Consider the following 16,065-nt stretch of genomic DNA (forward strand, 5'->3'; position numbering starts at 1 on the left):
CGATTTATGCTTTAGCGGTTTGGGTCAATTCTTTAAGCTGGTTATTGGCTATGGCCAGTTTAGCAAAGCTCCACCCACCTTGGCTGGCGCGAAGTTCAGCGAGTGCACCACTGGTACGACCAAGTTCAAGACCATTAAGGCGGGTCCAACTTTCCATCGCAGCCCTTGCCCAAGCGGCATCACTTCCCATCAGGTTCATGGCCTTAACATGTTCGCACACACTGGCAGTTAAGGCGCTTTGTTCGCCCATAAACTCTTCGATCAAACGGCGTGTCGCTACCCGGTCCCAATGATCAGGGGTGGAGGTTTGGTTGGCCGCTGCACGGATTTCATCAAACCCGACACTGGCCCCTAACGCGTGATAAAGGCGGGCTACCCGATCCACCTGCATGGCCTTAGCGCTAGCAATATCCACAATATCAGTCGCAGAAGTCAGAGGCAGTAGGCAGGCAATGGATTTAGCCAATTGTGCTGGCGCGCCTGCCGCAATCAAAATATCACATCGGCTAGCAAGGCGGGCTTTTTCAAAGGGAGAGACGACATCATCGATCAAGCCCGCTAAAGTCTGCACTCCATTCGCATAGGTATCTACCAAATCACCTACCCGGCGTACCCCGGCGCCATCACCGCGACTGGCTTTGCGGGCGAGCCAAAAACTTTGTCGGCGCAGGACGGTCAAAATCTCCAACATGAGGTCAAGCTGCACATTCGCAGGTATGATCAAGTCTAAGGCATTGACTGCCTCAATGGCTTGATCGAGCCCGAAAATTGCGCGAGCAGCGGCAAAAGCCCGCGCGATTGAGCCTGTGTCAGCCGCTGCACTTTCGCGCACCCGGTCCATAAAGCATGCCCCACCCAAATCGACCATTTTGTTGGATAGGACAGTTGCGATGATCTCACGTCGCAAGCGGTGATTGGCCATTGCCTCCTTGAACTGACGACAGCCTTCTGGAAAATACTGTACCAACGTCTCTTCAAACCAAGGGTCGTCTGGGGCGTCTGAGGCAATGAGATCATCAAACAATGCCAATTTTCCATAGGCCGTCAGCACCGATAATTCTGGCCGGGTTAAGCCCATTTGATTGGCGCGGCGGGCTCTAAACTCTTCTGTCGTGGGCAGAAATTCAACTTTGCGTGCCAAGCGGCCACTAGCTTCTAAGTGTTCTATGAAGCGTTCGTGGGCATCCAAATCCTGGCGTGCGGTAGCTTCTTGCAGGCTGATGGCCAAGGTTTGGGAATAATTATGCGCCAAGACGTGACGGGCGACATCGTCGGTCATTTGCGCCAAAAGTGTGTCGCGGGCTTCAAGCGTCATGGTCCCGGAGCGCACCAGACCCGTCAGCAAAATCTTTATATTGACCTCATGGTCAGAACTATCGACTCCAGCGGAATTATCGATCGCATCCGTGTTGAGGCGCACACCATTGTGCGCAGCGGCAATGCGCCCTCTTTGGGTTAAGCCTAAATTGGCCCCTTCGCCAATGACTTTACAGCGTAATTCTTCGCCATCAACTCGAATAATATCGTTGGCCTTATCCCCGGCGTCATTATGGCTTTCACTGCGCGCCTTCACATAAGTGCCAATCCCACCAAACCACAAAAGGTCGCAGGGTGCTTTGAGGAGGGCATGCATGATATCCGTGGGAGAGGCTTGATCGCCTTCAAGTCCAGTTAAGGACTTAAGCTGAGGCGATAATGGGATCGACTTGGCGCTGCGCGAATAGACCCCTCCTCCTGGCGAGATGAGCTTGGCATTATAATCGGCCCAAGATGAACGCGGCAGGGCAAACAAGCGTGCGCGTTCTTTAAAGCTTTTGGCTAAATCAGGCTGTGGATCGATGAAAATATCGCGATGATCAAAGGCGGCTACCAATTTGATTTGTTGCGACAACAACATGGCATTGCCAAATACATCGCCCGACATATCACCGACGCCAATGACGCTAAAGGGTTGCGTTTGGGTATCATGCCCGATCTCACGGAAGTGTCGCTTAACAGCTTCCCAGCCACCCCGCGCCGTAATGCCCATTTTTTTATGATCATAACCAACCGAGCCACCAGATGCAAAAGCATCGCCCAACCAATGGCTATATTCTGCACTGATGCCATTAGCTATATCAGAAAATGTGGCTGTACCCTTATCGGCTGCTACCACCAAATAGGGGTCATCGCTATCCCAGCGCACCACATTTTTGGGTGGAACAATTGTTCCGTCGCCAGCTATATTATCGGTCAAGTCTAACAGACCACGCAAAAAGGTCTTATAGGCTTCAATGGCAGTGGATTGGATGTCATCGCGGCTGCTGCCTTGTGGTAAAGTTTTAGGGTAGAATGCGCCTTTTGAGCCCACGGGGACAATGACTGCATTCTTGACCTGTTGGGCCTTCACAAGGCCCAAAACCTCGGTACGAAAATCATCGCGGCGGTCCGACCAACGAAGGCCGCCACGCGCCACTGGTCCAAAGCGCAAATGCGCGCCTTCCACTTGCGGCGACCAGATCCAGATTTCGCGATAAGGCTTTGGATCGGGAACATCTTCAAGTTCACGGGTGGCAATTTTAAAGCTCATGTAGGATTTGTGCGCACCGTGTGTGTCTGGTTGATAATAATTGGTCCGCACCATGGCCATCACTAGATCAGCCAAACGCCGCAAAACACGGTCGGCATCAAGGCTTGGCACATGATCTAACATGTTTTTGATCGCGGCCATTTGCGCTTTGGCAGCACTTTCACGGGTTTTTTTGGTGCCAAAGTCTGGATCAAATCGGATCGTAAATAATGTGAGAATAGCACGCGTAATATCAGGATAATCGCCAACAGCTTGTTGCTGAACCCCTTCTGAGGGGTCAAGACCCGTTTGACCACGCCAACGCGCCAATGCGCGCACCAAGGCCGCCTCTCGCCAAGAAACACCCAATTTGAGAATCAGGCGGTTGAATCCATCGTTTTCGGCTTGCCCAGCCCATATGGCCGCTACCGCCTGTTCAAATGAACCTTCAACAACTTTAAAGTCTAAAGGCTGGTTATTGGCTATGTGCATTGAAACATCTTGCACCCACATGCTCTCTTGCTGGTCATTTACCGAGCGCATGATGCAATGGGGGGTTTCACTTTCTACATAAAGGCCCATGCTTTCAAAGATTGGAACGGCTGCTGAAAGTGGGGTTGGATTGCCGGCTTTATAAAGTTTGGCCCGCAGGACATTATCGTGATCGCCTGGCCGTCGATAGGCGCGAACCCTTACTTCGTCACCCTTGATTTGGTCCAGCTCAACAATGTCGCGCAAGGCTTCTTCAGCCCCGAATCTTTCCTTATAGCCCGCAGGTATGCCGCCCAGATAACGTCGATAAGCATGGGATTTGCCCTCTCCCGCCACTTCTAGGCCATCCTCCCATGTGCGCGTAATTTCGGCGATCCGCTTTTCAAGCTCTTCCACATCCGGATTGGCGTGCTGATTGGCTGTGACGCCAATAATGTAATGAACCCGAGCTAAAGGAGCATCGCCAAATAAAGGATAATATGCCGATAATCGCCCGGCATAAGCTTCTGCCAACATGTCCCCAATTTTGGCTCGGACTTCAGAATTATAGCGGTCACGTGGTACAAAAACCAAAATGGATAAAAAGCGATCGAAACGATCTTGTCTAACGAATAATTTGGTCCGTGGACGATCCATCAAATGCTGGACCCCCAGCGCGATGCGTGCCAAGTCGGCCTCGTCGATCTGAAACAATTCATCACGTGGGTAGTTTTCAACGATGTTGCGCAGGCGTTTGTCATTATGGCTACCTGGTACCAAGCCGGCGCGGGTGATCACACGCTCTGTTTTGATCCTAAGTAAAGGCACATCACGTACCATTTGATCGTAAGCTTCAGCGGTGAATAGACCAACGAAACGATCTTCGCCCAACACTTCCCCATTCTCACCAAAGCGCTTAACGCCGATATAATCCATCACTGTGCGGCGGTGCACGCGTGATCGTAGATTAGATTTTGCCACGATAACGGGGGCAGGCTCTTCGATGTAAGCGCGCACAGCATCGCTTAGAACGGAAGGCTCATTAAGGCGGCGTAACACCATTCGTAACGGATCGCGTAAGATACCCAGATTGAGGTCTTCGCGAATATCGGGCTCATCTTTGATCCAAGCCCCGTTTTTATCCCGCGGGTAATCATAAGAGCGCACACCAAAAAACACAAAATGATCCGCCGTAAGCCATTTTAAAAATGCAATAGATTCAATAACTTCATCTGGTTTTGCACGGGTTTTGGCCACAGAGAGGGCTTGTATAGCACCACTCATACGCTGCTTCATGGCATGGAAATCGCCGACCGATAGACGGACATCTTGGAGTGTCTCGCGCACACCGGTTAAAAGAGCATCGCGCTTGGAAGGTGAAGTTGTAGGTAAATGCACTTGGATCAGCGATTCGTTCTGTGGCACGCCCCCCGGTACCCGCATGCCATCGCCATCGCGGCTGATCGCCACAACTGGGTGGAACATCGCCCGCACATCCACACCTTGAGCTCCAATTTCCCCCATCACGCTATCAACTAGAAAGGGCATATCTGGACCACAAATTTCCAAGAGATCCCGTTTCAAAGGACGACCATCTGCACCCTTGGCTTCAACCAAACGAATATGTTGGGCATCGGCGCGCTTATGGGAGGTCCAACGCCAAAATCCATCGGCCAAAGCAGCAAGATCTTCGGGGCTTAGCCCGGCGACATCATCGGTTGTTGCATCTTGGGCGATTTGGGTCAGAAAGGATTCAGCTGCGGCATCGATATGCGCACCTGTTTTGAAACTGTCAAATGCCAGCGCCGCCAATATGAGATCATCGGGTGAAATGCGTCGATCGGTTGCGTCTACCGACATGGTTATCCTCCTTGTCCAATTATGGACTATTGATCACCCCGGACCACGTATACTGGGCTACAATGGCCTTGTTCGTTGTGTGAACTCATGCGTGTCTTTGCGTGTCTGTCCAACATTTTAATGGTTGAATAGGCCGATTAATCTCAGGGATTTATAATGGTGTGGTGTGCGGTGATGGTGGATCATCTTTCAAAGATGTGGTTGCTTTCTTAACTTTGCGCTTGAAGGGTGCTGATTGATCATGTGGCTTGCCTGCTTTGGTTTCACCATCAATATCGGGATTCCCATTGTTGGACAGCATGACGGCAATCCAACGCGTAGCTGGAAATTGCGCAAGAATGATCATCAACATAACAGTCAAGGGAACGGCCAAGAACATTCCAGGGCCGCCCCATAATTTGCCCCAAAAGGCTAAAGATAGAAAAACCACCAGTACGGAAATATTCAAGCTGTCACCAGTCATGCGTGGCTGGATAATATTGCCGACCACAAACGCGATGCCTTGGGTGCCTGCCAATATGACCAAGGCTGGAATTGGGCTGGTAAACTGCACCAAGGCAAACAAGGTTGGTAACAGGCTGCCGGCCGCACCACCTAAAACCGGGATATAGCTTAAAACAAAGATGATGGCTGCCCAAAACAAGCTATTTTCAAGCCCCACAACCGCAAACAAAGCCCAACTCGCAAAGGCAATCATTAAACCGGTGACGGTTTGCACCCACAAATACTGCTCCATAGAGCGTGCAATCGCTTTGCCAATGGTAGCAGCGCGCGTGCGCTCTTGCAGATCAGGGAAAATTTCAGCGAGCTTGGCTGGCATACCAGCTTGTGCCGCAAATAAGCAGACCACATAAACAAGGACAAAAAGCGCGCGTCCGCCAAAGCTTTGCAGGGCGTCTGCCACACCTCTGAGCACCAAAGCGGGATCCAGATTAGAAAACAATTGCCCTAGTGTGGGTGGAGGCACTGAAAGTTTAAAAAATCCATAGAATTGAGCAATCACTTCATCAAGTCGGAGTTGATAATCACTGAGAGAATGTGAAAAAACAGCTGTATATTCAATAACTAAACCTATAATCGCGGCCGAACTCATAAAAACGATCAACACCGCTAAAGGGATTGAAGCCACGCGCGGCAGGAAGGGGAGGCGTCGGCTGAGCGAGTTCGCAAATGCATCAATGGTCAACCATAAAAAAATTGCCAATGCCAAAGGAGTCAAGAGATCGGCGAACCAATATAGCCCAGTGATGATTGCCGCAGCAGCCAGAATCTTGGCAGAAGCAGAGGTTTTGGAGTGTGCTTCGATCATGCCTGCTAAAAGCCCTGACTTCGCTCCTAGGTCAAGCTTACAATGCGCAAAAGGCGGGTAGTGGAACGCTTATCAGCCTTTTATTCGTACAGAAGTGCGACACTTGGGTTGGTAGAAAGGGTTCTGGGACACGGTTTGGTGCCCTTTCCGGCCACCGAACCGCTTTTCGATGATAACCGGGCGTTATGTCGCATCAAGTCCAGCTTTCCTTTGCAAAGCTACCGCCCGAGGTCCGGTTCTTTTTTGCCTAAATGGCGCGGTCTTAATTTCTTGATTTGAAAGCGCAACTTGGTTCTAAAGAACCAAACGCGCGTCAATGGCTCAAAGCGGACTTAACCCGTCAAAATCACCCACAAACAATGGAATTAGGCCTTTGGGTAGGCAAGGCCTGCACCAAATCCATCCTCGACGATGGCGAGTTGATCATTCTCGCGAAACTCATTTCTTTGTGGGCGGCGGCAAGTCCAAAAGTTGTGTTAAACCGCCGCCATCTCCTAAGGCCGCGCGGTAAAAGCAGGACTGAAAGCCCACATGGCAACACCCGCCGTCGCCTTCGACGCGAACTTTGAGGAGGATGGTATCTTGATCACAATCCACGCGCAGCTCTTGCACGTGCTGTAGATGCCCTGAGGTTTCGCCTTTCTTCCAAAGCCTTTGGCGCGAACGTGACCAATAATGGGCAATCCCCGTTTCCAAGGTCAGGCTTAAGGCTTCCGCGTTCATCCAAGCGAGCATCAGCACGTCACCGCTTTGGCTATCTTGGGCAATAGTGGGGATTAAGCCACCCTGATCAAACCGGGGCATCAGGGTCAAACCTCGCTCGAGCTCGTATGTTGATTTTGGCGTGGGAAAAGGGGTATGTGGGGCCACGGATGTGCCTTTGTATGGTAAGGTGCACCCTTATTGGCACAAATTGCGCCAAATCTGCAATCAACAAAATTGTGCCGGGCTTTGTTAGGCCTAGCACATCTGCTCCATCAATCACGCAAGCAGCTAAAAAGGCTTAATTATATCCAGCCAAGCGCAAGAACCGGTCTTTGAGTTCGCGATCGGTTTTGAAAACACCGGTGAATTGGGTGGTGATGGTGGCCACATTGGGGTGGTGAACCCCGCGCGTGGTCATGCATTGATGCTTGGCATCCAAAAGGACAGCAACCCCTGCCGGGCGAAGCGCCTCAGTAATGCAATCGGCAATCTGTGCGGTCATGGTTTCTTGGGTTTGCAAGCGCTTGCCAAAGATTTCCACGACGCGCGCGATCTTGGAAATGCCAACAACCCGATTGGTCGGCATATAAGCAATATGGGCGCGACCAAGTATGGGCACCATATGATGCTCACAATGGCTCTCTAGATCGATATCGCGTAACATCACAATATCATCATAGCCTTGAACATCCTCAAAGGTCCGGCTGAGTTCGGCTGCAGGGTCCATTTCATAACCCGCAAAAAATTCGCGATAAGCTTCAACCACCCGCTTGGGCGTGTCGATTAAGCCTTCCCGGTCTGGATTGTCGCCTGCCCATTGCAAAAGGGTGCGAACCGCAGCCATAGCCTCTTCGCGCGTGGGGCGGTTATCGTCTGGTGCCTCATTAACAAGGCGCGGATCTGTAATTGCATCCATGAGCATGTGCCCCTTCTTAAGGGGTCGGAGGTCGAGCCGGTAAACCGGTCTTAACGCCCGCCCTGATTTCTCTCTATACGCCCATAAGGATGGCCGCACCGTTTATACTGTCTTCGCCTGAGCAAAAATTCAGTCTATGAGACTAGCTCTTAACTAAACACTTAATCGCTCTAGAGTCTACGTTGTCTTTCTACCTTGGATCACATGATGCGTGTAATCAAACTGTTCAATACCTTAGTCCGGCAAAAGGTGCGCTTTGTGCCTCAAGACCCCAAACGGGTGACCCTCTATGTATGCGGACCCACGGTTTATAATTTCGCCCATATTGGCAATGGTCGCCCGGTTGTGGTGTTTGACACTTTGTTCCGATTGCTGCGCACGATCTATGGGCATGAGCATGTGATCTATGCGCGTAATATCACAGATGTTGACGACCGGATCAATGCTTTAGCATTAGAACAAGGCTTACAGATCGGGGCAATTACTCAAAAATACACTCAAATTTACCACGATGACATGGCGGCATTAGGGGCGCTGCCACCAACCTTAGAACCCAAAGTCACCGCCCATATGGATGATATCATCAGCTTGATTGGCAGGCTTTTGGCAAAAGACCACGCCTATCAGACTGAAGATGGTATTTATTTTTCTGTACGCTCCATGCCCAATTACGGCCAATTATCGGGCCGAAAAGTAGAGGATAATGAGGCAGGGGCCCGCATTTCCATAGACACCAAAAAACATGACCCTGCCGACTTTGCGCTTTGGAAGGCGGCAAAACCGGGTGAGCCTTATTGGGAAGCACCCTTTGGCGCGGGGCGCCCCGGCTGGCATATTGAATGCTCGGCCATGATTGAAAGCAATTTAGGCCTCACAATTGATATTCATGGCGGCGGTCATGATCTCATTTTTCCCCATCACGAAAATGAAATTGCCCAATCCGTATGCGCCCATGATGGCGCGCCCTTGGCCCATATCTGGATGCATAACGGCTTTTTGACGATGAATTCGGATAAAATGTCGAAGTCATTGGGCAATGTTGAACTTGTGCATCAATTGGTGGAGCGCTGGCCAGGCGAAGCCTTGCGGCTCGCTTTACTTTCTGCGCATTACCGGGCACCCCTCGATTGGACCGATGAGCTGATCTTGCAGTCGATGAAAACTTTGGACCGTCTCTACCGCGCCCTTAACAAGGTTTGGTACGAGCGGGTTGAGCCGATCATGCCAGATGGCATCCTCGCCGCATTGTGCGATGATCTCAATACCCCCAAAGCCCTTGCGGAACTCTCCATGTTGGCGCGCAAAGTCAATAAGGCCGAGACGATTGAGGACCGCAATCGGGCGAAAGCAGAGTTATTGGGTGGGGGTCTATTATTGGGGATTTTAGGTCAAGAGCCACAAGTTTGGCTTTCGCGGGCAGAGGCGGCACATGACGATGCTGACACAAATCGGGAGATTGATGCTATGGTGCAAGCGCGCTTTGAAGCTCGTGCCAATCGCAATTGGGCAGAAGCCGACCGGCTACGCAGCGAATTGGCCGCCCTCGGCGTTGAAATTACCGATGCTAAGGATGGATCAAGTTGGCGCTATACTTCTTAAGAATATAATCAGTTCTTTAAGTGTCCCATTCCTTGTGACTTATGCACACCCAGTTTGGTCGCCCACTGCCGGTCACTCAGGGTCGGTTTTCGATGCTAACTTAGATGGTTTTCGTTTCTATTATGGTCTAGAGCGCTGCCCCATAGGTGCCAAGTGGTCATGTATCGTCACCAATTTGAAGGAAAGCTCCCCAGATGGATATCAAAAAAATACCACCAGGCCTTGATATGCCAAATGACATCAATGTGGTGATTGAAGTGCCACTGGGTGGGGAGCCAATTAAATACGAAATCGACAAAGTATCGGGCGCAATGTTTGTTGACCGTTTTTTATATACGCCGATGCGCTACCCAACCAATTATGGCTTTATACCGGGCACGTTGTCGGGTGACGGGGATCCGGTTGACGTGTTGTGCGTTGGTCGGCGCGCTTTGATACCTGGCTGTGTGTTAAGGGTGAAGCCCATCGGGGTTTTGTTGATGGAAGATCAAGCGGGCTTTGACGAAAAAATCCTCGCCGTACCAATCCCGAAATTGACTGCCTTTTATGATGGCGTGGATAGCTACAAGGACTTGCCAGCCATTCAAGTCGCCCAGATTGAGCACTTTTTTGCCCATTATAAGGACTTGGAGCCCGGCAAATGGACCAAGCTTAAGGGTTGGCAAGACGCCGATGTCGCCAAAACCATGATCTTGGAGGGCGTGAAGCGCGCCAACGCCGCAGGCTTTGGCTATCAGGCTTAATTGTGTCGGGCTGAGCACCATGAGCATAATCTCATGCCAATAGCGTAGTTAGGCTTTCGTGGACGAGATTATGCCCCCATTTCGGGCGAGGTCTCGCGGTACGCGCCTGATAAGGGCTTACTGGGGAAGGGATGTCTCTTCCCCCCTCGGGCTGCAGGGCAGTGCACGCTGGGGCGGGTTGTGCACGCAACGCCTCCCCTTACTCGAAACAATGCCAGCGCTTACTCCTCGGTAATCCCTACTTGAGGAGGAGATTTCCAACTAATGAAGGGGCGGTAATGCCCTATCGCGGGGCCATACGGATGGCGCCGTCAAGACGCACGTCTTCGCCGTTGAAATAGCTATTGGTGATTATAGCGATGGCCAAGTGCGCATATTCTTGGGGCAAGCCCAAGCGCTTTGGGAAGGGTACACTCAAGGCCAGGGCTTGCTTGACGGCCTCTGGCGCTGCCTGCATCAAGGGCGTATTGAAAATACCAGGCAAAATGGTGTTCACTCGAATGCCTTCACCCATTAAGTCGCGAGCAATCGGTAAGGTCATACCTACCACACCACCTTTGGAAGCCGAATAAGCCGCTTGTCCGATCTGCCCATCCTCTGCCGCCACCGAAGCTGTGTTTACAATTGCACCGCGTTCGCCATCTTCCAAGGGTTCAAGCGTCATCATGCCCGCGGCTGACTTGGCGAGGCACCGGAATGTGCCAACCAAATTGATCTGAATGATTTTATCAAAGCTATCGAGGGGGAAATGCATAATCGCGCCAGTGGTTTTATCGCGTGAGGCGGTTTTGATCGCATTAGCCGTTCCCGCACAATTGACTAAAATGCGCTCTTGCCCATGGGCTTTGCGCGCTTTGACAAAGCCTGCATCGACACTTTCCTCAGAAGTGACATTGACATTGCAATAAAGGCCGCCAATTTCTTTGGCGAGTTCTTCGCCACGCGTGGCATTTAGATCAAAAATCGCTACTTTCACGCCTTGCGCCGCTAAAGCCCGCCCAGTGGCTTCACCAAGCCCAGAGGCACCCCCTGTGACAATGGCGGCGATAGATGTGTCGAGTTTCATGGTGGATTCTCCTTAATTTTTGGCTTGGGTTAGAATGAATGGGCCTCAGCCCAAAGCCCGCACTTCTGGCATTCATTACCGGGGTAGGCAATGAATAGGGTGTGAGCTACATGCACTAATCTTGATTGTGGAATAACGCCCTTGCTTGAAACCACCCCAACCTTACTCTCCTTGACAGGCAAGACTATCCTGCAAGTAGTACCAGAAATGGCAACTGGCGGGGTGGAGCAAACCACGCTAGAAGTTGCTAGTGCAATCATAGCTGCAGGCGGAAAGGCCATTGTGTTCAGTCAGGGCGGCCGCTTGGTGAACGAGCTTGAAGACCTAGGCGCGCGTCATATCCAAGGCCCGGCCGCTTCCAAAAATCCATGGACCGTGTTTGTGACCAATCCATGGCGTCTGATCAAGCTGATGGAGAAAGAGCGGATTGACCTTGTCCATGCCCGCTCCAGAGCCCCGGCTTGGAGCGCGTGGATTGCAACCCGCTGGACAACAACCCCATTTGTCACGACTTATCATGGGATCTATAATGCCAAATCAGGTCTAAAGCGTTTGTATAATAGCGTGATGGCGCGTGGCGACCGCGTGATTGCCAATTCGTTTTTCACCCAAAACCACGTAATCGAGGAACATAAGACCGCGCCCCCAATCCTTACCGTCATTTATCGGGGCGTGGATATTGCCACCTTTAACCCTCAAGCTGTTAAGACTAGCCGGCGGAAAAGCTTGGCGGCCAGGTGGGGCATTTCGTTGAAAAGCGTGCGTCCACGGCTTATTTTACCCGCACGCCTCACACCATGGAAAGGTCAGCAGGTTTTGCTCTCCGCCCTGTTTATCCTGCACCAAAAAGGGATTGAGTTTGAGTGTTTGATGGTTGGCGATGCGCAGGGACGTTATGAGTATCGTGACGATCTTAATGTCCAAACCCAGCGATTAGGATTAAGTGAGTGTGTCCATTTTGTTGGCCATTGTAACGATATGGCTGCAGCCTTTGCATTGTGCGATATTGCAATCACCCCCTCGATTGAACCTGAAGCATTTGGCCGCACAGCGGCAGAAGCCCAAGCTATGGGCCTACCAGTGATTGCCTCTGACCTTGGCGCGGCACGCGAAACCATAGACCCCGGTGTCACTGGATTGTTGACACCAGCTGGCGATGCACACGCTCTTGCATCAGCTATTGAACAACTAATCGCACTAACGCCCCTGGAGCGTAAGCGCATGGGTGCTGCAGGACAGGCGCGGATACAGCAGAAATTCACTACTTTGGCTTTGCAGCGCGCAACGGTTTTAGTGTATCAGCAACTCTTGCAAGCTCGCAATTGATTGGAAAAAAAGTGCGTAAAGAGCGGATCTTAGTGGTTCTTATCGGGAATTTGGGGGACGCTGTTCTTGCAACAGCACCATTGGCTATGCTGCGCTCGCATCATCATCAAGCCGAAATCACGGTTTTAACTCTACGCAGCAATGCGCGGTTTTTCACGAAATCCCCTTTCGTGGACCGTGTGGATGCCCGCTGGCCACAGCATAATTGGATCGATAGGCTCAAACTTGTGTGGTCCATCCGCAAAGATCGCTATGACATGATTTATGATCTAACCAATAGTGCCGAAAGCGACGCGCTTTTTGCAGCTTTAAACCCATTTCCACCCAATTGGTCTGGTGGTGTACACGGATGTTCCCATCCCCATACCGACCGTGGCCGACTGATGCTGCACCGTTTAGACCGTCATGCCGCCCAATTAATGACCTGTGGCATCAGTCCAAAAGATGGTTATGCCCCTGGGGTATCGCCCTTGCCACAACTTGATTGGGTTGAATCTGTCGTGAAAGATGCTCATAAGCTTTCACCCAGTCATTATGGCATTCAAGCGCCGTTTGCATTTTTAGCACCCGAAGGCCCCCCTGCAGAACCCATGAAGCGCTGGCCAACTGAGCGCTATGGAGAGCTCGCCTTGGCTTTACTGGCCCGCGGTATCCATCCGGTTTTGGTCGGCGGGCCAGGAGGGGTGGAACAAGCGATCGAAATCCGTTCCATGGCACCAGGCGCGCTTGATCTCGTGGCGCGTCTAGACATTTTCCAATTCATAGGTTTGGCAAGACAATCTTGTTTAGCGATTGGTTCTGAAGGTGATATGGCTATCATCGCAGCCGCCGCTGGTGCACCCACATTAGCTATCATTAACCCCAATGAAGCCAGTGTGCGCAAGGCCGCACCACGCGGTACGGCCACGGTTGGATTGGTCGCACGCAACTTTGATACCATCAAGGTTCAAGATGTGTTATCGGCCGCACGCGCTGTTGCACCGACAATTCTTGAAGCTCAAGCATCATGACGCCTTGAAGGATTGCTCAATTATAGCCATTATCTAACTAAGCTCGGATATTTCTGAGCTACAGGCATTTGCGGCACCAAACCGCGTAATCTATGGAGAGACGAACATCAGACGCCCAACGGCTGCCACGCCCACAAAAGACGGTCCAAGGATCAATGAAGAAATCCGCGCTTCGCGCGTGCTTTTGATCGACGAAAATGGCGAAAAGCAAGGCGAAATGCCTTTGGCTGCTGCCCTTGAAGCAGCGGCAGAGGCCGGCCTTGACCTGGTTGAGATCGCCGGTAACGCTAACCCGCCAGTCGTGAAAATTCTCGACTTTGGCAAATTCAAATTCCAAGAGCAAAAAAAGAGAAATGAAGCGCGCAAGCGCCAGAAGGTTGTTGAGCTTAAGGAAATCAAGCTCCGCCCGATGATTGACGACCATGATTATGACGTCAAAGTGCGAGCGATGAGTCGCTTTTTCGATGAAGGTGACAAGGTCAAAGTAACTTTACGGTTTAGAGGGCGCGAAATGGCGCACCAGCATTTAGGAGTCGATTTACTGATGCGGGTGAAGCGCGACTTTGAAACCATCGCCAAAGTCGAAAGTGAACCTCGCCTTGAAGGTAAACAAATGACCATGGTGATGTCACCGCGGACATAAGGTGCTTGTGGTGTTGCATGCTTGATTGAGCTGTCCTCATGCCTGTGCAGTGGGGCGTTTTTCAAAAGCGGACATTCGCCAGCAGCTAGAGTGAGGTCCGACAGGACTGCAGCACCTCAAGAGAGGCGATCTTGGTTTATTTTCACTTGGACAGCCTTTGCTACAGGCTATGCCTACGCAAAGGCTTGGTTCGAGTTTGAGCGCCCAAGCTGGGGTGTCAAGGGGCGCGCTTCGCGCGTCGACGATGTCGATTGCACCCCTTGACTCCCCAACTTGCGCAAAAAGAATTGTCAGACGGCTTCAAGGCAAGCGGAGCGACGCATTGAACCGTTCCGAGTCAGTTGGCCAAAGCCCCACATCAAGAAGCTCGGGAATTGCTTGACCATGGTGCATTCCATTAGTGGAGAGCACCCTACTATTGACTGGCTCCAGGTCTTTGAGGCTCTGTCTCGTTATCATCGAGAAATAGCGAGGCAGAGTTTAGCGCGACTCCAGTTCATCTTTTAGTGCTTTGTCCAGTAGCGCCATATCCATGTCTACTGAGTCTAAATCTGGTGTCAGGACGACGTGCTCGAAATTGGCAAAGGCCGCCTCAAGGCGTACTAAAGTGTTGTCGATTTCGCTAAGGCGCGCTTGGCCTGCATGAACTTCCAGCTTTAGTCGATCGGACACCAAATTTGCTGTGGCGGGCAAATAATAGGTGAAAAAACGCAAAACATGATTGAGCTTTTCAGGTGCATTTGCTGTTGCATCAATGATCACCAAACTATGTCGCACAAGGGCGTGTAATGTGCGCCTCAATCCAAAGGGCACTTGATTGATGGCTTGATGGATCATTTGGGTCTGTTGATTGGCCTCAACTAACAGCGCTTGGCGCGGATCATCAAGAACAATCTCTTTTTCCACGGCTAGCTCTGGAAGGCGAGATTGGCGTTTATGCCATTGCCTAGGCACAATGACCGTCAATAGAACATAGAGACCCAAGGCCGATACAGCGGCAACAAATGGACCCGTGCGTACTTCTGTCAAAAGGGCAGCACCGAGACCTAACGACAACCACATAGCCCCAAAAACAACCCACCACGAAGTCGGTTGCTTGGTCGGTGTTCGCTTAATGGGAGACTTTTTCATGACCTAGCCCTTGGACTTATGTGCGAATTCATCATCCAATGACTGATCCAATAGACGCAAATCAATCTCCAAATTGCGGGCGTCATGACCACGTAACCGGCTGGCGAAATCTGTGTAAGCTAGATTAAGCTTAGCTATCATCGCATCAATCTCGGCCAAACGCGCGGTGTCTGTAGAGCCCGCAATCGTGCGGCGTGCTGCCAATAAATCGGCGGTGGCGGGCAGATAATAGGTATAAAGCCGCTGAACTTCTGATAATTTATTGGGATCTTGATGCAGACCCATGTCTACTTCTTGGATCCGGGCCACCATTGCGCGCAAATGCGTGCCAAGCTCACCCTCCGCCACACTTGCAGCTGCCTCAAGCTGCATCCGCGACGCCTTTGCCTCTGCCATAACCTTTTGGTGGAGCTTGGTGTTGGCCTCAAGAATGGGCCGGTTAGAATCACTAGAGCGCGCTTGTGCTTCCCGATCGTTTTCGCCACCCTGATACCTACCAATATCCTCCTCTTCGTAGTCGTCATAGTCCCAGAGGTCATCTTTGGTTTCTCGTTTCGAGCCGCCAAACAAACCGATGGATCCACCTGCCGCAAAAAACAAACCGACCCCAACCCAAGGGTTAAAGTCACAAATCGCCCAAATAATGAACCAAAAGATCAAAGCGCCCATCGCTTTAGGCGATCGCAAACGGGGGGCTAATTCATCGGCTAACCAATCATCGGATTTGCGACGTGCCAT

General features: G+C 51.4%; 12 protein-coding genes. 5 read left to right on the top strand and 7 right to left on the bottom strand.

Going from position 1 to position 16,065, the window contains the following annotated elements; all coding sequences use genetic code 11:
- Nucleotides 1-4: 4 nt before the first annotated feature.
- From PsB1_RS10015 to folE, 4 genes are all read right to left on the bottom strand, one after another.
- Entirely contained in the window at nucleotides 5-4,879 is a 4,875-nt protein-coding gene (locus PsB1_RS10015) for an NAD-glutamate dehydrogenase (RefSeq protein WP_284360970.1), read from the bottom strand.
- A gap of 151 nt (nucleotides 4,880-5,030) precedes the next feature.
- Nucleotides 5,031-6,188, bottom strand: coding sequence for an AI-2E family transporter (locus PsB1_RS10020; protein ID WP_284360972.1), 1,158 nt, complete (start codon nucleotides 6,186-6,188; stop codon nucleotides 5,031-5,033).
- A gap of 438 nt (nucleotides 6,189-6,626) precedes the next feature.
- Entirely contained in the window at nucleotides 6,627-7,058 is a 432-nt protein-coding gene (gene hisI, locus PsB1_RS10025) for a phosphoribosyl-AMP cyclohydrolase (protein WP_284360975.1), read from the bottom strand.
- A 133-nt stretch (nucleotides 7,059-7,191) separates the two neighbouring features.
- A complete protein-coding gene (gene folE, locus PsB1_RS10030; RefSeq protein WP_320412735.1) occupies nucleotides 7,192-7,809 on the bottom strand; it encodes a GTP cyclohydrolase I FolE in 618 nt (205 codons plus the stop codon).
- A 204-nt stretch (nucleotides 7,810-8,013) separates the two neighbouring features.
- Here folE and cysS point away from each other — a divergent pair, with 204 nt between their 5' ends.
- The gene (cysS, locus tag PsB1_RS10035) at nucleotides 8,014-9,408 is read left to right on the top strand and encodes a cysteine--tRNA ligase (protein WP_284360979.1); all 1,395 of its coding nucleotides are present in this window, start codon (nucleotides 8,014-8,016) and stop codon (nucleotides 9,406-9,408) included.
- Between the two features lie 194 nt (nucleotides 9,409-9,602).
- On the top strand, nucleotides 9,603-10,151 hold the full coding sequence (gene ppa / locus PsB1_RS10040) for an inorganic diphosphatase (protein ID WP_284360982.1): 549 nt from the start codon (nucleotides 9,603-9,605) through the stop codon (nucleotides 10,149-10,151).
- 283 nt (nucleotides 10,152-10,434) lie between these two features.
- On the opposite strand, the gene PsB1_RS10045 is transcribed toward ppa, so the two are convergent.
- Nucleotides 10,435-11,217 (bottom strand): SDR family NAD(P)-dependent oxidoreductase, encoded by a 783-nt coding sequence (locus PsB1_RS10045; protein ID WP_284360985.1) that lies wholly within the window; start codon nucleotides 11,215-11,217, stop codon nucleotides 10,435-10,437.
- A 141-nt stretch (nucleotides 11,218-11,358) separates the two neighbouring features.
- On the opposite strand from PsB1_RS10045, the gene PsB1_RS10050 reads away from it, so the two are divergent.
- The 3 genes from PsB1_RS10050 (at nucleotide 11,359) to infC (ending at nucleotide 14,196) form a co-directional block, all read left to right on the top strand.
- Nucleotides 11,359-12,543: a glycosyltransferase family 4 protein gene (locus PsB1_RS10050; RefSeq protein WP_284360987.1), complete on the top strand. Its 1,185-nt coding sequence runs from the start codon at nucleotides 11,359-11,361 to the stop codon at nucleotides 12,541-12,543.
- An 11-nt stretch (nucleotides 12,544-12,554) separates the two neighbouring features.
- Nucleotides 12,555-13,553, top strand: a complete 999-nt coding sequence (locus tag PsB1_RS10055) for a glycosyltransferase family 9 protein (protein ID WP_284360989.1) — start codon at nucleotides 12,555-12,557, stop codon at nucleotides 13,551-13,553.
- A 106-nt stretch (nucleotides 13,554-13,659) separates the two neighbouring features.
- The gene (infC, locus tag PsB1_RS10060) at nucleotides 13,660-14,196 is read left to right on the top strand and encodes a translation initiation factor IF-3 (protein ID WP_284361057.1); all 537 of its coding nucleotides are present in this window, start codon (nucleotides 13,660-13,662) and stop codon (nucleotides 14,194-14,196) included.
- 480 nt (nucleotides 14,197-14,676) lie between these two features.
- On the opposite strand, the gene PsB1_RS10065 is transcribed toward infC, so the two are convergent.
- On the bottom strand, nucleotides 14,677-15,327 hold the full coding sequence (locus PsB1_RS10065; RefSeq protein ID WP_284360991.1) for a 5-bromo-4-chloroindolyl phosphate hydrolysis family protein: 651 nt from the start codon (nucleotides 15,325-15,327) through the stop codon (nucleotides 14,677-14,679).
- Nucleotides 15,328-15,330: 3 nt separating this feature from the next.
- A complete protein-coding gene (locus PsB1_RS10070; protein WP_284360994.1) occupies nucleotides 15,331-16,065 on the bottom strand; it encodes a 5-bromo-4-chloroindolyl phosphate hydrolysis family protein in 735 nt (244 codons plus the stop codon).

It is taken from the genome of Candidatus Phycosocius spiralis, assembly GCF_030158815.1.
In the GTDB taxonomy this organism is placed as follows: domain Bacteria; phylum Pseudomonadota; class Alphaproteobacteria; order Caulobacterales; family Aquidulcibacteraceae; genus Aquidulcibacter; species Aquidulcibacter spiralis.